19 protein-coding genes and 3 tRNA genes are annotated in these 18,783 nt (G+C 65.8%); 7 read left to right on the forward strand and 15 right to left on the reverse strand.

Annotation, left to right across the window (positions count from 1 at the left end):
* Together HLH29_RS09895 and HLH29_RS09900 are read right to left on the reverse strand one after the other, a co-directional pair.
* Positions 1–432: a YjjA family protein gene (locus HLH29_RS09895; RefSeq protein ID WP_246374085.1), complete on the reverse strand. Its 432-nt coding sequence runs from the start codon at positions 430–432 to the stop codon at positions 1–3.
* Between the two features lie 102 nt (positions 433–534).
* Entirely contained in the window at positions 535–843 is a 309-nt protein-coding gene (locus tag HLH29_RS09900; RefSeq protein WP_182966286.1) for a YggT family protein, read from the reverse strand.
* A 127-nt stretch (positions 844–970) separates the two neighbouring features.
* Between HLH29_RS09900 and HLH29_RS09905 the strand changes: the two genes are divergently transcribed.
* Positions 971–1,046: transfer RNA gene (locus tag HLH29_RS09905), tRNA-Ala, on the forward strand.
* 191 nt (positions 1,047–1,237) lie between these two features.
* Positions 1,238–1,582: a hypothetical protein gene (locus HLH29_RS09910; protein ID WP_182966288.1), complete on the forward strand. Its 345-nt coding sequence runs from the start codon at positions 1,238–1,240 to the stop codon at positions 1,580–1,582.
* A gap of 231 nt (positions 1,583–1,813) precedes the next feature.
* Here the strand turns inward: HLH29_RS09910 and HLH29_RS09915 are convergent, their stop codons facing one another.
* From HLH29_RS09915 to hemE, 5 genes are read right to left on the reverse strand one after another with little or no spacing between them, the layout of a single operon-like run.
* The gene (locus HLH29_RS09915; RefSeq protein WP_182966290.1) at positions 1,814–2,479 is read right to left on the reverse strand and encodes an SOS response-associated peptidase; all 666 of its coding nucleotides are present in this window, start codon (positions 2,477–2,479) and stop codon (positions 1,814–1,816) included.
* Between the two features lie 3 nt (positions 2,480–2,482).
* Positions 2,483–3,367, reverse strand: a complete 885-nt coding sequence (locus tag HLH29_RS09920) for an aldose 1-epimerase family protein (protein WP_182966292.1) — start codon at positions 3,365–3,367, stop codon at positions 2,483–2,485.
* 37 nt (positions 3,368–3,404) lie between these two features.
* Positions 3,405–3,854 carry a protoporphyrinogen oxidase HemJ gene (hemJ, locus tag HLH29_RS09925; protein WP_182966294.1) on the reverse strand — a complete coding sequence of 150 codons (450 nt, stop codon included), beginning with the start codon at positions 3,852–3,854 and terminating at the stop codon, positions 3,405–3,407.
* The gene (locus HLH29_RS09930; RefSeq protein WP_182966296.1) at positions 3,851–4,570 is read right to left on the reverse strand and encodes an HAD family hydrolase; all 720 of its coding nucleotides are present in this window, start codon (positions 4,568–4,570) and stop codon (positions 3,851–3,853) included. Before HLH29_RS09930 ends, hemJ begins: the two co-directional genes overlap by 4 nt.
* On the reverse strand, positions 4,567–5,634 hold the full coding sequence (gene hemE, locus HLH29_RS09935; protein WP_182966298.1) for a uroporphyrinogen decarboxylase: 1,068 nt from the start codon (positions 5,632–5,634) through the stop codon (positions 4,567–4,569). Before hemE ends, HLH29_RS09930 begins: the two co-directional genes overlap by 4 nt.
* A gap of 431 nt (positions 5,635–6,065) precedes the next feature.
* Between hemE and HLH29_RS09940 the strand changes: the two genes are divergently transcribed.
* Positions 6,066–6,704: a Maf family protein gene (locus tag HLH29_RS09940; protein WP_182966300.1), complete on the forward strand. Its 639-nt coding sequence runs from the start codon at positions 6,066–6,068 to the stop codon at positions 6,702–6,704.
* A 248-nt stretch (positions 6,705–6,952) separates the two neighbouring features.
* A tRNA-Ala gene (locus HLH29_RS09945) sits at positions 6,953–7,028 on the forward strand.
* A gap of 73 nt (positions 7,029–7,101) precedes the next feature.
* Here HLH29_RS09945 and HLH29_RS09950 read toward each other — a convergent pair.
* Both HLH29_RS09950 and HLH29_RS09955 read right to left on the reverse strand, forming a co-directional pair.
* Positions 7,102–9,657 (reverse strand): FtsX-like permease family protein, encoded by a 2,556-nt coding sequence (locus HLH29_RS09950; RefSeq protein ID WP_182966302.1) that lies wholly within the window; start codon positions 9,655–9,657, stop codon positions 7,102–7,104.
* Positions 9,654–10,415 (reverse strand): ABC transporter ATP-binding protein, encoded by a 762-nt coding sequence (locus HLH29_RS09955; protein ID WP_182966304.1) that lies wholly within the window; start codon positions 10,413–10,415, stop codon positions 9,654–9,656. Before HLH29_RS09955 ends, HLH29_RS09950 begins: the two co-directional genes overlap by 4 nt.
* On the opposite strand from HLH29_RS09955, the gene HLH29_RS09960 reads away from it, so the two are divergent.
* Positions 10,414–11,100 (forward strand): arylesterase, encoded by a 687-nt coding sequence (locus tag HLH29_RS09960; protein WP_182966306.1) that lies wholly within the window; start codon positions 10,414–10,416, stop codon positions 11,098–11,100. The genes HLH29_RS09955 and HLH29_RS09960 overlap by 2 nt on opposite strands.
* A gap of 169 nt (positions 11,101–11,269) precedes the next feature.
* Here the strand turns inward: HLH29_RS09960 and HLH29_RS09965 are convergent.
* The 6 genes from HLH29_RS09965 to mnmE form a co-directional block, all read right to left on the reverse strand.
* Positions 11,270–11,345, reverse strand: a tRNA-Lys gene (locus HLH29_RS09965).
* A gap of 85 nt (positions 11,346–11,430) precedes the next feature.
* Complete coding sequence (locus HLH29_RS09970; protein ID WP_182966308.1) at positions 11,431–12,324, reverse strand: ParB/RepB/Spo0J family partition protein; 894 nt, start codon at positions 12,322–12,324, stop codon at positions 11,431–11,433.
* Positions 12,321–13,163, reverse strand: coding sequence for a ParA family protein (locus tag HLH29_RS09975; RefSeq protein ID WP_408871829.1), 843 nt, complete (start codon positions 13,161–13,163; stop codon positions 12,321–12,323). Before HLH29_RS09975 ends, HLH29_RS09970 begins: the two co-directional genes overlap by 4 nt.
* A complete protein-coding gene (gene rsmG / locus HLH29_RS09980; RefSeq protein WP_246374107.1) occupies positions 13,129–13,758 on the reverse strand; it encodes a 16S rRNA (guanine(527)-N(7))-methyltransferase RsmG in 630 nt (209 codons plus the stop codon). Before rsmG ends, HLH29_RS09975 begins: the two co-directional genes overlap by 35 nt.
* Positions 13,758–15,620, reverse strand: a complete 1,863-nt coding sequence (gene mnmG, locus HLH29_RS09985) for a tRNA uridine-5-carboxymethylaminomethyl(34) synthesis enzyme MnmG (protein ID WP_182966312.1) — start codon at positions 15,618–15,620, stop codon at positions 13,758–13,760. Before mnmG ends, rsmG begins: the two co-directional genes overlap by 1 nt.
* A 14-nt stretch (positions 15,621–15,634) precedes the next feature.
* The gene (gene mnmE, locus HLH29_RS09990) at positions 15,635–16,969 is read right to left on the reverse strand and encodes a tRNA uridine-5-carboxymethylaminomethyl(34) synthesis GTPase MnmE (protein WP_182966314.1); all 1,335 of its coding nucleotides are present in this window, start codon (positions 16,967–16,969) and stop codon (positions 15,635–15,637) included.
* Between the two features lie 132 nt (positions 16,970–17,101).
* Here mnmE and HLH29_RS09995 point away from each other — a divergent pair, with 132 nt between their 5' ends.
* Positions 17,102–17,575, forward strand: coding sequence for a methylated-DNA--[protein]-cysteine S-methyltransferase (locus tag HLH29_RS09995; protein WP_182966316.1), 474 nt, complete (start codon positions 17,102–17,104; stop codon positions 17,573–17,575).
* A 35-nt stretch (positions 17,576–17,610) separates the two neighbouring features.
* Positions 17,611–18,582: a quinone oxidoreductase family protein gene (locus tag HLH29_RS10000; RefSeq protein ID WP_182966318.1), complete on the forward strand. Its 972-nt coding sequence runs from the start codon at positions 17,611–17,613 to the stop codon at positions 18,580–18,582.
* The last annotated feature ends 201 nt before the right edge of the window (positions 18,583–18,783 follow it).

An 18,783-nucleotide genomic window follows, 5' to 3' on the forward strand; every position in this document is an offset into this window, starting at 1 on the left:
TCACAGCAACGACTGAGACCGGCTGAGCACCATGTTGCAGACTTTCTGGGTCACCTGCTGCTTGACGCCCTGCCCCGCCGAAGCGAGCGAGAAGCTCTTGCCGTTGCCCGTATCCAGCAGCCCGCGCTGGCCGGCCTGATACGCGCTGTCGCCCTGGCCGCTGATCCCGGCCTTCTGCCCGAGGGCGCTCATGACCGGCGAGGCGGTGCTGGCTCCCAGGAAATTGTTCTGCACGCAATAGCCCAGCAGCCCGACCAGGTTGCTGGAACCGGCGGAGGACACCGATGGCAGGCCCATCGTCCCCATCATGCCCTGCCCCATGTCGGACATGCCGGGCATCGACGGCATCTGGGCGCGCGCCGACCGCGAGCCGGAAAGCGATACGGCCGCCATGATGGCCGCGAACGACAAGGCAACGAAGTGACGGTTCATGCACCACATCCTTTTTCTGGCTCTTTGCCGAATATAACCTGTCGATATGGCCAGAATATGAATGATGATGTCGTGACAAGCGAATAAAATCTGACACGCAAGTCAGAATCCCGAGTTGAACGCCATCGTGTAGTAAAGCTGCCTGATCAGCGGTGTCAGCACGTACTGGATCAGCAGCAGCAGCACCAGCGGGCTGAAATCCATATTGCCGGTGGCGGGCAGGATGCGGCGGATCGGCCGCAGCGCCGGCTCGGTCAGCCGATCCAGGAACCGGCCGATCGACCAGACCATCTGGCTGCGGGTATCCAGGACACCGAATGCGTACAGAAAGCTGAACACGCAGGAAATGATGACCACCCATGTATAGAGCCTGATGGCATTGAGCAGCAGGCCGAAGATAAGCGTGAGCAACGTGATGATCCCTGCATTGAACGGGCGATGAGTCTATCGAAGCCTACCGGAGCATACAACACCGGCCGGGACCAAACGCGCTTGACAAACATCCTGCACCCGCTATTTATCCACCCCGTCAGGCAGTGGGGCTGTAGCTCAGTTGGGAGAGCGCCTCGTTCGCAATGAGGAGGTCAGGGGTTCGATTCCCCTCAGCTCCACCACTTGCCTAGACAATCCCCTGATTCATCACTGAAAATTTCTCTGGCTGGATGCTGTTCGTCCTGCATGTCCAATCACGCATGCGGCCGTGTGCCCTGTGGTCGTTCACGCCCGGAGAGTCTCCGGTGCCCTATCCTCGCGCCGATCCGGTGCTACACAGGAGAGAACTGAGGACACACAGGGAGCCATTCGGGTGAAACGTGGATTTTTCAGCAAGGCCAACGCATTCGTGATCGCGGGAATGCTGGTGGTGGCAGCCCCTCGGGCCATCGCGGCCGGATCGTCGTCATGCCAGTCGCAAACCTGTCAGGCCGCCGCGAAAGACTGGCGGACGGTGCGCAACGGAACCGTCAATGCCGCGCAGGGCACGGCGCGGTGGAGCAGGAAGACCGGCACGAAGAGCTGGAACACGTTACGCAACGGCACGGTCGATGCCGCCCACGCCACGGGACAATGGACCGAAAAGACCAGCCGCAAGGTCGGTCATTGGGGATCGAACGCGGCGAAAGATACCAGGGATTTTTTTACGGGGCACTGACGGGGGAAGTCTGCCTGCGTGAAGAGCGCATCTTCTTTTTCTGAAGAAAAAGAAGCAAAAAGACTTTCATTCGTTCAGGGACATCGTATGTCCCCAACACAAGGCTCCTGAACGAGTTAAAGTTTTTTGGTTCTTTTTTTCAAAAAAGAACGACTACCGCTTCAATTTTCAAGAAAACAATTTCGTGAAATGACAATTTTCATAAAAAATGATCACTAGACAACAAGATTTTCAGACTTCGCCGTCGACCGGGTCCAGAAGATCCGGCCCGTCATGGCCTACCTTGTTGACCCGTGTGCCGACCCGCCACACCCGCAACATGTCGGCAGGTGCCGGGGTCAGCAATTGTTGTGCGATTGCGGGCGGGGCGCCGAACCATGCATCGCGATCCTGGTCCGCGATAAGAACGGGCATGCGTTCGTGAATCGGCCGGGTTGCCGCATTGGCCTGCGTGGTCACGATGGCGAAGCTGCGCAGGATATCGCCTTCATATTCCCAGGATTCCCAGATCGCGGCCAGGGCCAGGGGTTGGCCGTCGCGCCGGGCGAAGGCCCAGGGTTGCCGGGGGGATGGGCCGGATTGCCATTCGTAATAGGCCGTCGCGGGGACGAGGCAGCGGCGGGAGCGAAAGGCGGCGCGGAACATGCCGGACGTCGCGACGGTTTCCGCCCGCGCATTGATCGGCTGCCGGCCCATGTCGTGCGCCCAGTTGGGAACCAGCCCCCATAACAGCAGATCCAGCCGCAGGTCGAGACTGACCGGATGGCGGCGCACCACCGCCACGGGCTGGCGGGGCGCGATGTTCCATGAGGGCAGCCAGTCCGGCGCGGGGCCCGCGATATGGAAGGCCTGCCGCATCCGCTCCAGCGACAGGGTATTGGCGAACCGTCCGCACATCGTTCAGGTGGACGCGGAGCCCAAATCGACGGCAACCGACCATGCCCCATGCCATTCCTCGCCGGGACCGATATGCAGCAGGCCGGGCTTGTTTGTGAATTCGCCTGAAAAACCCAGGGGTGTCGCAAAACCGTACCAGGGTTCGATGCACAGGAAATCGGCACCCGGCTTGGTCCATAGTCCCAGTTCGCGAAACCCTTCCCAGGCCAGCGTCACGCCTGTTCCGTCCGGTGCGTGAAAGCTTACGCTGCGGCTGGCCGGGTCATCCATGATGACGGCGTCGTCGATGAACAGATCGTCGGATAAGGCGAGCGTCCGCCCGACGATCGGCGAGGGAAATGGCGTGGGCTGGAGCAGGCCGCCATCGATCCGCCGGATCGGCGCGGGTTCGGGCTGGTCGAAGATCAGCACATGGTCCTGCCTGGCCACGCCCTGGCGCTGTGGCCAGGCAAAGGCCGGATGCGCGCCCAGCGAGGCCGGCAGGATCTGAACCGGGTCGGGATTATGCAGCCGGTAGCGCACGTACAGCGTCGCGCCTTCGACCTGATAATCCAGCGCCAGTTCGAAACGGAACGGAAAAATCGTTCTGCTGTCAGCATCGTCGGTCAGGACCAGCGTGCATCCGTCAGGCCGGCGATCCTGCCATGCGAAAGCGCGATCACGCGCGAAACCGTGCTGGGTCAGGTGAAAGGGTCGGCCATCGATCCAGGCCGTATCGTCCGGCAGGCGGCCGACGATGGGAAACAGCACCGGAGAGCGTCGCGGCCAGGCCGGCAGCCCCGTCCACAGACGTTCCTGCCCTGCCCCGTCGACCAGAGACTGCAATTCCGCGCCGTGTCCGGCAACGCGGGCCCTCATCCGGTCCGAACCGAAGACATGATCCGTCATCGCATTTCCTCCGTAAGCCGGCCCGTGTGTTTGACGATCAGAACGGGCGGACAATCACCATGATCACCACAACAGCCATCAGGATGGTCGGAATTTCGTTCGCCGCACGATAGAAATTTTCCGGCCGCGTGTTTCTGTCTTCCGCGAAGTCGCGGCGCCAGCGCGCGCATGCGCCATGAAAGCCTGCCAGACCCAGCACCGAGACAATCTTGAGATACCACCAGCCGGCATGCCAATCGACAGTGCCGGGGGTCAGTACCAGCAGGGTGCCGAACAGAAAGGTGCTGATCATGGCCGGGTTCATGATCTGGCGCAGCAATTTGCGTTCCATCACCTTGAAGCGCGCGCTCTCGGCCGAACCGGGCGCGGCCTGGCAATGATAGACGAACAGGCGCGGCAGATAGAACATGCCCGACATCCACGCGATCAGCGACATCACGTGCAACGCCTTGAACCATGCCAGCCAGGGCAGGAATCCCAGGATCAAGACCGGGCTCCATAGGCTGCCTGGGCGGCCTGAATCCGCTCCAGGAAGGGGGCGAATTCCGACAGATGCCCGATCCGGAACAGGCCCGGCCAATCCGGTGCCGGCAGGTCGAGCGGACGCAGCAGCACGCAGGCCATCCCGGCGGCCCGCGCGGCGCTGGCGCCGGTATCGGTATCTTCCAGCACGACGCATTCGTCCGCCGGCACGCCTTCGGTTTCGGCCGCATGCAGATAGACGGCCGGATCGGGCTTCGGCTTGCCCATGTCGCGCGCCGAGTGGACCCGATCGGCCACGAACCGATCCAGGCCGGTACGGGCGAATTTCACGTCCATCTCGGCGATCGAGGAATTGGAACCGACCCGGACCGGCAGATCGAGCCCGATCACCGCTGTCAGCATATCGTGCGCGCCGTCGATGACGCGTGCCTCTTCACGCATCAGGTCGACCAGCTTGTATTGCACGATCGTCGCCCAGTCGTCGGGCAGCTTGCGGCCGGTCTCTGCCTCGGCTTCGACCTTGATGCGCGTCAGGGCCCGTCCGGCCAGACGCTGCACCGCTTCCTCGTCACCATAGTCCAGGCCGATCTGGCGCAGTTCCTGCGCCACCAGCCGACAGGACGGGCCCTCGCTGTCGATCAGCACGCCGTCGCAATCGAAAATCACCAGGCGGAGCCGCCCATCCGGACGAACGGCCTTGGGCAGCGCGTCCAGGCTCATGGCCCGACCTCCCGGACTGCCCGCACCAGTTCGCCCACATGCTCGGGCGGCGTTGCCGGCACCACCCCGTGGCCGAGATTGAAGACATGCGGCCGGCCCTTCATCGCGTCGCGGATGGCACGGGCTTCCTGCGTCATCGCATCGCCGCCCGCCAGCAGCAGCAGCGGATCGAGATTGCCCTGGAGCGCCATATTGTCGGGCAGCAGGCCGCGCATCGCATTCATGTCCGCGCCGGTATCCAGCGCGATGACCCGCACCCCGGTCTCCCGCGCATATTCCGTCGCCATCACCCCGGCCAGGCGCGGGAAACCGATCACGGGCACGCCGGGCCGGCGGGCATGGATTTCCTGCACGATGGCGCGGGTGGGCGCGATGACGTGGCGGCGGAACTGGCTGGGCGGCAGCAGGCCCGACCAGCTGTCGAACAGCATCACCGCCTCGGCCCCGGCATCGATCTGCGCCACCAGCATCTCGGCCGTCGCCTCGGTCAGGCGGGCCATCAGCCGGTCGAACAGCAGCGGGTCGGCATAGGCCATGCCGCGTGTGGCCTCGAACTCCCGCGATCCATGGCCTTCGACCATGTAGCACGCCACCGTGAACGGCGCGCCGGCAAAGCCCAGCAATGTGGTGCGGCCGCCCTGCGCGGCGCCGATCGTATCCGGGCCGTCCAGGATGCCGCGCAGGCGCGTCAGGGTTTCCATCACCGGTGCCGTCGCCTCGGGCACCCGCTTCGGGTCCAGCCGGTCGAGATCGGCCTGGCTGCGGATCGGCCCCAGCACCGGCCCGGTGCCGTGCACGAACTCCAGCGACTGGCCCATTGCCCAGGGCAGGATCAGGATGTCGGAAAACAGGATCGCCCCGTCCATGGCGTAGCGCCGGATCGGCTGTAGCGTGATCTCGGTCGCCAGATCGGGCGTCATGCAGCGGGTGATGAAATCCGCCTGATCGCGCAGGGCACGGAATTCCGGCAGGTAGCGGCCGGCCTGGCGCATCAGCCAGAGCGGCGGGGGCCACACGGCCTCGCCCTGTAGGACCCGCAGAAGGGGTTTGCCTGTATCCGTCATCGCCTGTCCGCCGTCACATCGTTCATCTCGGGACTATCCCGTACTTTTCTCGGGGATGACAGGACCGCACATCAAGGTCCGGTACGCCGTCACCAGATTTCCGGACCAACCTCTAAACATGAAATAAGAAGAAAGAAACGCTGAGGAGGTTAATAGGCCCTGTGGATGACGGGGTACCCGCATTTCCAAAAACGTACCCCGTCTTTCCCACAAGGTGTACAGTTCCATTCACACAGGGATTCATAAGGTTAGATGAGTTATCCCGAATGTGCCGACAAGGGGCTGTGTACAACCCACCGTGTCGGCGGCTGTGAGGGTTGTCCACGGTACTCGGTACGATCAAGAAGCGTCTGGAGTACTATCCCCATGTACCCCAGTACTCGTTCGGTCCGATCACAGGGTTTCTTTTTTTTAGTACGGAGAGCCGGCGCATGAGCGACTCGTCATTAGTACTAATCGCGACTCTTCTACAGGCCGAGTCGCCCCGGATAGTACTGGCCAGCCAGTCCACCACCCGGCGCAACCTGCTGGAACAGGCCGGAATCCGCGTCGAAACCCGCCCTGCCCGCATCGACGAAGCCACGGTGCGGGAATCGGCACGCGCCGAGGGCCTGTCGGCCGGCGACTGCGCGCTGCTGCTCGCCGAACTCAAGGCGCGGCGCATCCACGAGCCCGATTGCGTGGTGATCGGCGCCGACCAGATCCTGGAATGCGACGGCGTGTGGTTCGAGAAGCCCGCCGACCGCGCGGCGGCGCGGGCCCAGTTGCTGGACCTGCGCGGACGGGCACATGTGCTGCACAGCGCGGTGGTGGTGATGCGCGACGGGCAGGTAATCTGGCAGCATGTCGCCCGGCCGGAACTGACCATGCGGCGGTTTTCCGAATCCTTCCTCGATGCCTATCTGGATCTGGAAGGCGAAGCCGTCCTGGCCTCGGTCGGGGCCTATCGGCTGGAAGGACCGGGCATTCACCTGTTCGAACGGGTGACGGGCGAGCATACGGCCATTCTGGGGCTGCCTCTGCTGCCGCTGCTGGGGTTTCTGCGCCAGCATGGGGTGATTTTGACGTAGGGTTTCTGTTCTTTTTTGAAAAAAAGAACCAAAAAACTTTGATTCGTTCAGGAGCCTTGGGCTGGGGGGCACGCGATGTCCCTGAACGATCAGAAGTCTTTTTGCTTCTTTTTCTTCAGAAAAAGAAGGGAACTTCCCTTCCCCCGACATGGCGGAAAAAATCCACGGACAGGGCTTGCCAAGGAAACAGGGCACAGCTATACCCCGCCCACCCGCACGTCATCGCTGACGGCGCGGGCCGGTTGGACGGGGCCATAGCTCAGTTGGGAGAGCGCCTGAATGGCATTCAGGAGGTCGTCGGTTCGATTCCGATTGGCTCCACCAATCCCTTCCGGCCCATTTTTCAAGACAATCTGACCATGGCGCCGGGCTGAGAAAACGCAGCGTTTTCCTGGCGTTATCGTGTCCTGCCCCGCAAGGGCCTGAGCGCCCGGTTCCAGACCAGCATCGCGCACAGGCTCGTGGCTGCCAGAGTCCCGATCATCATGCCCCCCACCGCGGTCCAATCCGCCGTCCATGGCAGTTGCAGGACCTGGCGCATGACCAGCCAGGCGGCCGATGCGCCCAGCAGGATGGCCGAGATGCCGGCCGCGAGCCCCAGCAGCGTGAATTCGATCAGCCAGATCGTGCGGATCTGGCACGGCCCCGCGCCCACTGCCTGAAGGATGGCGGCATTGGCGACCCGCTGGCGCCAGCCGGCGGCCAGGGTCGCCGCCAGGACCAGCGCACCCGACGCCATGATGATCGAGGCCGCGACACTCAGCGCCGTGGCGATCTGCCCGGCCAGTGCGGTCAGCCGGGCCAGCACATCGGCGACGCGGATACCGGTCACGCCGGGCAGCGCATCCGTGATGGCGGCCAGCGTGGCCGCATCCTGATCGGCGCGGCCGTCGGTGGCCAGCGTGGCCACGAATGTATGGGGCGCGTGCGACAGCAGGCCCGGCGAGACGACGAACGCGAAATTGAGCTGGAGTGATCGCCAGGCGACACTGCGCAGGTTTGCAACCCGGACGTCGATCGCGCGGCCCAGCACGTTCAGCCGGATGGTGGAACCGACCCGCACGCCCCACCCCTGCGCCAGCCCGGCATCCAGCGACAGCAGGGGTGGCCCGTCATAATCGGCCGGCCACCATGTGCCTTCGGCCAGTCTGGTGCCGGGTGGCGGCGTTGCCGCCACGGTCAGCCCGTGATCGCCGCGCAGGGCCCAGCGCGTCTGCGGCGTGGCGTTGACCCGTTCGGCCGGCACGCCGTCGACCGCGACGACGCGCGTGCGCATCGAAGGCAGTTGCTGGACCGCGCGAACCGATGGCTGAGCCTTGGCCAGGCTGTCGAACCGGTCCAGATCGCCGGGCTGGATATCGATGAAATAGAACGCGGGGGCGTTATGCGGCATCTGGTCGCGTAACTGCGCCATCATCGCGCCCTCGGTCAGCAGGATGGCGGCCATGGCCGCCAGTCCGGCCCCCAGTGCGGTCACCATGCGCGTGGTCGTCGCATTGCGATGGGCAGACAGCGCCAGCGCCAGCCTCGGCACGCCCCGCGCCGTATCCAGACGCGCCAGCAGGGCGGACACCCCCCAGCGCAGTATCGTGCCGGCCAGGACCAGGATGCCGGCGGCGAACAGGACGACGGCAAGGAAGCCTGCGGCGAAGAGCGGACTGTCCGCCAGCCGGACAGTCAGCACCCCTGCCGGGATCACGCACAGGATCAATGCCGTGCCGACGCGCCAGGACCGCACGCGCATTGTTCCGCGCTGGATCTGTTCGAGGAACAGGGAGGCCGGGCTGATGGAGCAGGCGCGGGCCAGCGGCACGATCACCGACAGCAGGGCGACCAGCACGCCGAACAGGCCGGCCGTCAGCACGGGCAGAAGCGGCGGCACCATTGTCGTTTCGATCGGCAGCAGGCCGCTCAGCATGCGTGCGGCCAATGGCGGCAGCAACAGGGCGGGCACCATGCCGGCACCGATGCCGATACCGCACAGGGCGGCGATCTGAAGGCCGAATGTGCGCCGGATCAGCGGCCCCGAGGCGCCCAGGCAGCGCAGGATGGCAATCGTCCGTCCCCGTCCCTCCAGCCAGGCGGTGACGCCGGTCGAAACCCCCAGGCCGCCCAGCAGCAGGGCGCATAATCCGATCAGCGCCAGGAAGCGGGCCATCTGGTCCACGGTGCGGGTCAAGGCGGGGGCCGCATCGGCCTCGCCACGAATACGCCAGCCCTGGTCCGGGAAGCGGGCGGTGATCGCGGCGGCCAGTGCGTGGGCGCGGGCCGACCGCCCTGCCACCGGCCCATCCAGCGCCAGGCGCAGCGCGTGGTTGACCAAGGCGCCCGGCTGCATCAGTCCGGCTTCATCCAGGGCCGAGCGGGTGGTCATGACCGTGGGCGCCAGCGTCACCGTGCCGGCACCGTCCGGGATGCGGTCCAGGCTGCCGGCGACATGGAAGCGGGCGGTGCCGATCCGCACGAGCGTGCCGACCTTCAGCGCCAGCCGGTCGATCACCAGCGGGTCGGCCAGCAGGGCGGGCAGGCCGTGATCCAGCGCCAGGGCCCGATGAAGAGGAGCCTGCGGCGTGAGCGCGATTGTGCCGACCAGCGGATAGGAGTCATCGACCGCCGAGAGTTCGACCAGCATCCGGGCATCGGCCTGACCCGCACCGCGCGGCGCGTAGAGCATCGAGCGCATGCGTAGCACGCGCGACACCCGGGCCCCGTGCGCGGTCGCGAAATCGGCCAGTTCGGTGGGCAGCGGATCGCTGCTTTCGATCGACAGGTCGCCGCCCAGCAGGGTGCGCTGCTCGCCGGCGATGCCGTCGCGGATCATGTCGCGCAGGCCGCCCACCCCGCCGATGGTGGCCACCCCCAGCGCCAGGCAGGCCAGCACGATACGCATTCCGCCGATGCCGCCGCGCAGGTCGCGCCATGCCAGCCGGGCGGCCAGGCGCCACTGGCTCACGAGGTGGGCTCCCGCATCGGGTGGTCGGTGGTGACGTGTCCATCATCCACGCGCAGGCGGCGGTCGCAGCGTGCCGCCAGGGCCGGATCATGGGTGATCAGGACGAGCGTGGTGCCGTATCGCCGTTGCAGGCTGAACAGCAGGTCCATCACCGCCGCACCGGTGCGGCTGTCCAGATTGCCGGTCGGCTCGTCGGCCAGCAGCAGGCGCGGCCGGGCGACGAAGGCGCGGGCCAGCGCCACGCGCTGCTGTTCGCCGCCCGAGAGTTCGGCCGGCAGGTGATCCAGCCGGTGCCCCAGCCCCACCGCATCCAGTGCCGTGCGGGCGGCGGTGGCGCCGTCGGGGTGGCCGGCCAGTTCGAGCGGCACCAGCACGTTTTCCAGCGCCGTCATGGTGGGGATCAACTGGAAGGACTGGAAGACGATGCCCATCGTCTCGCGCCGGAAACGGGCCAATGCGTCTTCGTCCAAGTCGCCCAGCGTGGTGGCGGCGATGCGGATTGTTCCACGTGTCGGGCGCGCCAGGCCCGCCAGCAGCATCAGCAGCGATGTCTTGCCCGATCCGGAAGGTCCGATGATGCCCAGTGCCTCGCCTTCTGCCACACGCAGGTTGACCCCGTGCAGGATCGTCAATGCCCCCTGCCCGGCCTCGCCATCCCGGCGTGGATTGACCGCACTGGCACGGGCCGGCACTGTCAGCCACAGATCCTGTGCCTCGACCAGCGTCGTCCGTCCATTCGGGAGCCCGTCGCCGTCCATGCGTTTTCCTTCCCACAGCGTATGGTCCTGCCTGCACGCTACACGGCGCCGGCATGGGGTCCGAACGGTTTTTCCGCTTCTGCTGGCCTGTCTGTGGGCCGTCTCCGCCCCTCCCGGCCATGCGGCTGACCGCCCGGTGCGGATTCTGGCGCTGGGTGATTCCCTGACTGCCGGCTACGGGCTGGCGCATGCGGACGGCTTCGTGCCGCGCCTTCAGGCGGCGCTGGATGCGCGCGGCTATGCGATCACGATCCTGGACGGCGGCGTCTCGGGCGATACCAGCACCGATGCCCTGGCGCGGCTGGACTGGGCGCTGGGCGATAACCCTGACGCGGTGATCGTGGAACTGGGCGGCAATGACGGATTGCGCGGGCTGGACCCGGCACGGATGGAACAGAACCTGACGGCGATCCTGGATCGGCTGCAGCAGGCCCATCTGCCGGTTCTGCTGTCGGGCATGTATGCGCCGCCCAATATGGGGGCGGGTTACAGCCAGTCCTTCCGCGCCGTGTTCGAGCGTCTGTCGCACCGGCCCGGCATTCTGTGGGACCCGTTCTTCCTCGATGGGGTGGCGGCGCATCCGGAGCTGGAACAGGCGGATCATATCCATCCCAACCCGGCCGGGGTTGCCGTTATCGTGGCGCGGATGGTGCCTTTGGTGGAGCGGCTGGCGCGTCGGCCGTGAGGGGTTTCTGTTCTTTTTTGCAAAAAAGAACCAAAAAACTCTGATTCGTTCAGGAGTTTTGTGCTGGGGACAGACGATGGCCCAGAACGATCAAAAGTCTTTTTGCTTCTTTTTCTTCAGAAAAAGAAGGGAAGACGCTTCGTTTTGTCTGGGATTTCCGAAGGCTCCATGGTGGGCGCACAAGGACTCGAACCTTGGACCCGCTGATTAAGAGTCAGCTGCTCTACCAACTGAGCTATGCGCCCATGGAGTGTCCCTCTCGGGTGACGCGCTTCTAACAGCGTCAGGGGATGAGGGCAAGCGGTTTTATCGAAAAAATGTCCTGCATTCTCAGCCGTTCAGACGTGCAAGCACGGTATCGAACTGATCCAGCGACTGATAGAGGATGCGGATGGCCCCGCCGCGCCCGTCAAACGAGATCTGGACCTTCAGGCCCAGCCGGGCCGTGAGGTCGCGTTCCAGAACCTGGATTTCGGGGTTCTTGCGTTCGGTATTCTCGGCCGGAGCGGGCTTTGCGGACTGGCGGACGGCTTTCTGGACCAGGGCTTCGGTCTGGCGGACATTCAGCCCCTGCTCCAGCACCGTCTTCAGGGCCGCGACTGGGTCGGGGTGGCCCAGCAGCGCGCGGGCGTGGCCGGCTGTCAGCCGGCCGTCGCGCAGGGCGGCGCGCACCGGCTGCGGCAGGTTGAGAAGTCGCACCATGTTGGCGACATGCGAGCGCGACTTGCCCAGCGCGCCCGCCAGTTCTTCCTGCGTCAGGCCGTAATCCTGCAGCAGCCGTTGCAGGCCCTCGGCCTCTTCCACGGCGTTCAGGTCGGCGCGTTGCAGGTTCTCGACCAGGGCGGCAGCCATGGCGTCGCCGTCATCCAGCGCGCGGATATGGACCGGCACCTCGTGCAGGGCCGCCATCTGCGCCGCGCGCCAGCGGCGTTCGCCGGCGATGATCTGGTAATGGCCTGCGCGCTCGGGATGCGGGCGGACCAGGATCGGTTGCAGGATGCCGCGCGTGCGGATGGAATCCGCCAGCTCGGCCAGGGCCTCGGGCTCCATCACCTGGCGCGGCTGGAACGGTCCGGGCGCCAGCTGGTCCACCCCCAGCGTGCCGGTGCGGTCCTGCTCCGTCCGGCCCGAAACGCGGGCGATGGCGGCGGGGGCCTGGTCGCCCAGCAGGGCCGCGAGGCCCCGGCCGAGGCGCGGACGTGTCTGGTCTTTCTTGGTGCTCATGCCCGCGCCTTCTTCTTTCTGGGGGTCTTCAGGCCATTCCGGGCGATCACCTCGTCCGCCAGGGCCTGATAGGCCATGGCACCGCTGGACCGGCCATCATAGGCCATGACCGAGCGCCCGTGGCTCTGGGCCTCGGAGATGCGGATATTGCGCGGAATCAGCGTTTCCATCACCTGTTCGCCGAAGAAGCTGCGCGCGTCGGCGGCGACCAGTTCCGACAGGTTGTTGCGCCGGTCGTACATCGTCAGCACGATGCCCGCGACATGCAGGTCGGAATTGAAGGCCCGGCGCACCCGGTCGACGGTGCGGACCAGTTGGCTGATGCCTTCGAGCGCAAAGAATTCGCATTGCAGCGGCACGATCACACCGTCGGACGCCACCAGCGCGTTCAGCGTCAGCAACCCCAGGCTGGGGGGACAGTCGATCAGGATCACGTCGAAACCGCTGGCGGCACGGGTGATGGCGTCGCGCAGGCGGAACTCGCGCCGGTCCATCATCACCAGTTCCAGCTCGGCGCCAGCCAGTTCGGTATCGGCGGCGATGATCTTCAGGCCGGGAATTTCGGTGTCCTGGGCCAGGTCGGCCATCGCGACATCGTCCATCAGCAGGGCATAGGTGCCCTGTCGCCTTGCGTCGTAACCGACGCCCAGGCCAGTCGAGGCATTGCCCTGCGGATCGAGATCGACCAGCAGGACGGACAGGCCGCGTTCGGCCAGTCCGGCGGCCAGATTGATGGCCGTGGTTGTTTTACCCACGCCGCCTTTCTGGTTGGCGAGGGCAAGAATGCAGGAAGCGCGCGCGGCGTCAGGGGCCCGTTGCGCGTTCTGAGTGTCTGGCACGCGTGATTTCACCCAGTTTGAGAATGGTACCGTCCGCGTTGGTGCGGCTTGGCAATCGGGATACTGCCATGTGCCAGTCGGCGGCGGCCGAGGTCAACTCATCGTCGACATTTCTGCCTTTCAGGAACAGGCAAAACCCGTCGGGTGCCAGAAGGCGGCTGCTCCATTCCAGCAATTGCGGCAGGGCGGCCAGCGCGCGGGCGGTCACGACCTGCACCGGCGGGATGTCGACCTCTTCGATCCGTCGCGCCAGCACGGTGACGCGAGCACCCGCTGCCCGCGCGGACTCGCGCAGGAAGGCCGCCTTGCGCTGGTCGGATTCGATGAGCGTGACGTCGGCGTCGGTCGCGATTGCGATGATCAGGCCGGGGAACCCCCCGCCCGATCCCAGATCGGCCAGGCGCGCGCCGGGCGGGATCAGCGATGCCAGTTGCAGCGAGTCCGCGATATGGCGGTCCCATAGATGCGGCAGATCGCGGGGCGAGACCAGATTGATGCGACCGTTCCAGCGGGTCAGGATCTCGGCGAAACAGTCCAGTCGCGGACCGAGGTCGCCCGGCAGATCGGCGACGGTTTCGGGTTTCACGTGAAACATCATGCTACCTGCCTGATATGGGCCAGCAGTGCCATCAGCGCGGAGGGCGTGACACCGGGAATGCGCTGGGCGGCGCTGAAGCTGGCGGGTTTGGCCGAGGTCAGACGTTCCTGCATCTCGCTGCTCAGGCCGCCGATATGGCGGTAATCGAGATCGGGCGGCAGGGCGATGCGGGTTTCGGCCTCCAATTGCCGGATCTCGCGCGCCTGTCGGGCCAGATAGCCGCTATAGCGGGCTTCGGTTTCGACATGGCGGCGGACGCGTGGGGAAAGGTCCGCGAACCATGGGGTGACCCGCGCTACCTGGTCCGGCGTGGCGGCTGTGGCCAGCACGTCCAGCAATGTGCGCCGCCGCCCATCGGCGGAGACGGCGATGCCGGCCTGCTGCAAGCCGTCGGGCAGGAAGCTTTCCTGCGCGGCACGCTGTATTGCCGCATCGATGGCGGTGCGGTCGGCTTCGAACAGGCGCGTGCGCTCGGCACCTACGCAGCCCCAGTCGATACCCAGGCCGGTCAGGCGCAGATCGGCATTGTCGGCCCGCAGGCTGAGTCGATATTCCGAGCGCGAGGTGAACATCCGATAGGGTTCGGATACGCCCTGAGTGGTCAGATCGTCGATCATCACGCCCAGATAGGCGGTGCCACGATCGATGGTCACGCCCTGCCCGCCTCCGGCGCGGCGTGCCGCATTCAATCCGGCCAGGATTCCCTGTGCGCCGGCTTCCTCATATCCGGTCGTGCCATTGATCTGGCCGGCCAGGAACAGGCGCGGGAGTGCCGTCAGTTCCAGCGTCGGGCTCAGGGCGCGCGGATCGACATAATCATATTCCACGGCGTAGCCAGGCCGCACGATGCGGCAGCGTTCCAGGCCGGGGATGGAATGGATCATCTGCTCCTGGATGTCGGCCGGCAGGCTGGTCGAGATGCCGTTGGGATAGACCAGGTCTCCGCCCTCATTTCCCGGCAGCGCTTCGGGTTCGAGGAAGATCTGGTGGCTGTCGCGTTCGGCGAACCGGACCACCTTGTCTTCGATCGAGGGGCAGTAACGCGGGCCGCGCCCGGCAATGGCGCCGCCATAGACGGCCGAGAGATGCAGATGTTCGCGGATCAGCGCATGGGTCTGCGCCGTGGTGGCGGTGATCCGGCATGAGAGTTGCGGGTTGTCGATCGCGCCGGTCAGGCGGCTGAACGGTTCGGGTTCGGCATCGCCCTTGTCTTCGGCCAGGCTGTCCCAGTCGATCGTGCTGCGGTCCAGCCGGGCGGGCGTGCCGGTCTTCAGCCGGCCCATCGGCAGGCCCAGCGCCTGCAACCGTTCGCCCAGTGCCTGGGCCGGCGCTTCACCGACCCGGCCGGCCGGATGGCTGTCATGGCCGATATGGATCACGCCGCGCAGGAAGGTGCCGGCCGTCAGCACCACCGCGCCGGCCGCGATGCGGCGCCCGTCCTCGCACACCACGCCGGCCACCTGGCCAGCATCATCGACGATCAGATCGCCTGCCCCGCCTTCCGCGATGTCCAGATTCGCGGTCTCGGCCAGCAGGTCCTGGATGGCGCGCCGATAGAGCGAGCGGTCGGCCTGTGCGCGTGGGCCATGGACGGCCGGCCCCTTGGAGCGGTTCAGCAGCTTGAAATGAATCCCTGCCCGATCGGCGGCACGGCCCATCAGCCCGTCCAGCGCATCGATCTCGCGCACCAGGTGGCCCTTGCCGATGCCGCCGATCGCGGGGTTGCAGGACATGGCGCCGATCGTGTCCCGCCGATGCGTCAGCAACAGCGTGCGCGCGCCGCACCGGGCCGAAGCCGCCGCAGCCTCACACCCCGCATGCCCCCCGCCAATGACGATGACGTCGTATTCGCCAGCCACCCTTGCCTGCTCCCTCACTTGCCGATGCAGAACTGGCCGAAGACGGTATCCAGCAGATCCTCGACCCCGACCGCGCCGGTCAGGCGCCCCAGGGCGCGCATCGCTAGCCGCATCTCTTCGCCCCGCATCTCTGGCCAGTGCATATCCAGTGCGGCGGCCAGATGGCCAGCGCTTTCTTCAATCGCGGCGCGATGGCGTGCCCGCGTCAGCGGCGGCCCGGCTTGTGCCGCCGTCAGGGCACGGGCCCGATCGGCCAGTGAATTGGTCAGACTCTCGATCCCGATCCCTTCGCGCACGCTGATGGCGATGGCGTCAGGTGGACCTGCGGCCATGGGTTTCAGGTCAATCTTGTTGCGGACCAGAATGGCATTGGCGGGTAGATGGTCGGGTGGCGTGTCGCCGTCGAACATGCCGACCACGCAGTCCGCCTGTTTCACGTGAAACAGGGCGCGGCGCACGCCCTCGGCTTCGATCTCGTCCTCGGTCTCACGCAGGCCGGCAGTGTCGATCAGGGTCACGGGCACATCGCCCAATATCACCCGTACCTCGATCGCATCGCGGGTGGTGCCGGCGCGGGGCGAGACGATGGCCACGTCCCGTTCGGCCAGCCTGTTCAGCAGGCTGGACTTGCCGACATTGGGCGCGCCGACAATGGCAAACAGCAGGCCCCGCCGCAGGCGCTCGCCCCGCCCGCCATCATCCAGATGGGCGCGCATCTCGCCGGCCAGGCTGCGCAGTTCGTCCATCAGCGCCTGTTCTGTTTCGGGTGGCAGGTCCTCGTCGGGGAAATCGATCAGTGCTTCCTGATGGGCGAGCATTGTGCGCAGCCGTGTTGCCCATCCGTCATACAGGCGGCTCAGCGTGCCGTCGGCCTGCTCCAGCGCCTGGCGGCGCTGGGCTTCGGTTTCGGCGTCGATCAGGTCCGCGATGCCTTCGGCCTCGATCAGGTCCAGCCGGCCGCGCATGAAGGCGCGGCGGGTGAATTCGCCCGGCTCAGCCGGCCGGGCGCCGAGCGCCACCAGCGCGTCGGCCACGGCGGCGATCACGGCCGCCCCGGCATGCAGGTGTAGCTCCACGCTGTCCTCACCGGTATAGCTGCGCGGGCCGGGGAACCACAGCACCAGCGCCCGGTCCAGCAGGATGGGCGCGGCATCGCCCGCCCCGTGCCGCAATCCGCGCAGCGTGGCCCGGCGTGGTGTGGGCAGCGTGCCGCAGAGCCGGTGCAGGATCTCTCCGCATCCCGCACCGGTCAGGCGCATGACCGCGATGGCCGCGCGCCCTGCCCCGCTGGCCAGGGCAAAGATCGGCGCATCGGGTTCTGTCCGTGCCGGGGGCCGTTCGGAGGGCATCGTGTCTGTTCCTGTCGTCATGGGGCGTCTGCTCGCCGCTCTTACATGTCGCAACCTGTGGCGGAAGAGTACAGAATACCAGACAGTCCCGATATGGTGCGGGATCCAGGATCAAAGGGACGGACGACCGGTATGCCGCAGCTTTCGATGCACTCGCCCATCGGGGATCTGACCCTGACCGAGGAAGATGGCGCGATCGTCGCCCTGGATTGGGGCTGGGGCCGCGATCAGGACGAGACCCCGTTGCTGCGGCAGGCCTGCGATCGGCTCGACGCCTATTTCGATGGCGCGGCCGATGATTTCGCCGACCTGCCGCTGGCCCCGTATGGCACACCGTACCGCCAGGCCGTGTGGCAGGCGCTGCGCGCGATCCCGTTGGGCGAAACCCGCACCTATCGCGACCTGGCCCAGCAGGTCGGCGGTTCGCCCCGTTCCATCGGCCAGGCCAACGGGGCCAATCCGATTCCGATCCTGATCCCCTGCCATCGCGTTGTCTCCACCCAGGGGCTGGGCGGCTATTCCGGAGATGGCGGGTTGGCGGACAAGATCTATCTGCTGGAACTGGAGCGGGCCCCCATCCCCGCCCTGGCGGACGCGCACGCCTGATACGGCCGGACAGAACAGGAAGAGGGATACAGGCGATGTACAGGGCAATCCGCATCCACGGCTATGGCGGCCCCGAGGTTCTGCAACTGGAGACGCTGCCCACGCCCGTGCCCGGCCGGGGCGAGATCCTGATCCGGCAGGAGGCGATCGGCGTCAATTACATCGACATCTATTTCCGCACCGGCCTGTACAAGGTGCCCTCCCTGCCGGCCATTCTGGGGATGGAAGGTGCTGGTGTCGTCATGGCCGCCGGCGCGGGGGTGACCGATTTCGAGCCCGGTGACCGGGTGGCCTACCCCACGGCCCTGGGCGGTTATGGCGAATGCCGCACCATCGCCGCCGATCGTGTCGTGCCGTTGCCGCCGGATATCCCGTTCGATATCGCGGCAGGCTGCATGCTGCGCGGTCTGACGGCCCATATGCTGTTGCGCGAGGTCCATTCCGTCCAACCCGGTGAGACGATCCTGGTCCATGCGGCAGCCGGTGGCGTGGGGCTTCTGGTGTGCCAATGGGCGCGGCATATCGGCGCGCGGGTCATCGGCGTGGTGTCGACCGAGGAAAAGGGCGAACTGGCGCGGCAGAACGGTGCGGCGGATATCCTGATCGGGCATGACAATCTGGCCGCACGCGTGCGCAAGCTGACGGACGGCGCCATGGTGCCCGTGGTCTATGACAGCGTGGGCAAGGATACGTTCGTTGCCAGTCTTGATTGCCTCGCACCGCGTGGGCTGATGGTCAGCTACGGCAATGCGTCGGGCGAGGTCACGGGCATTTCGGTCGGCATGCTGGCCACGCGCGGCAGCCTGTATCTGACACGGCCGGGACTGACGACTTATCTTGCCCAGCGTTCAGCCCTGCTGGCGGGGGCCAAGGAATTGTTCGATTTGATCATCCAGGGGGTGCTGACGGTGCGGATCGGGCAGCGTTTTGCTCTTGCTGATGCGGGGGCGGCGCAGACGGCGCTGGAATCGCGGGCGACGACCGGGAGTACGATCCTGTTGCCTTGATGGGGGAAGAGTTCGTCTTTTTCTGAAGAAAAAGAAGCAAAAAGACTTTTATTCGTTTGAGGGCCGTTGTGGTGGACGGTCTTCGCCTCAGAACGAGATCCAAAAATTCAAAAGTTTTTTGGTTCTTTTTTTCAAAAAAGAACAGAAACATCCTCACAACAAAAAACAGGGACCGGAGCGATCCGGTCCCTGCTTCCTGGT

Origin of the sequence: Gluconacetobacter tumulicola (assembly GCF_014174215.1) — a bacterium.
GTDB classification, from domain to species: domain Bacteria; phylum Pseudomonadota; class Alphaproteobacteria; order Acetobacterales; family Acetobacteraceae; genus Gluconacetobacter; species Gluconacetobacter tumulicola.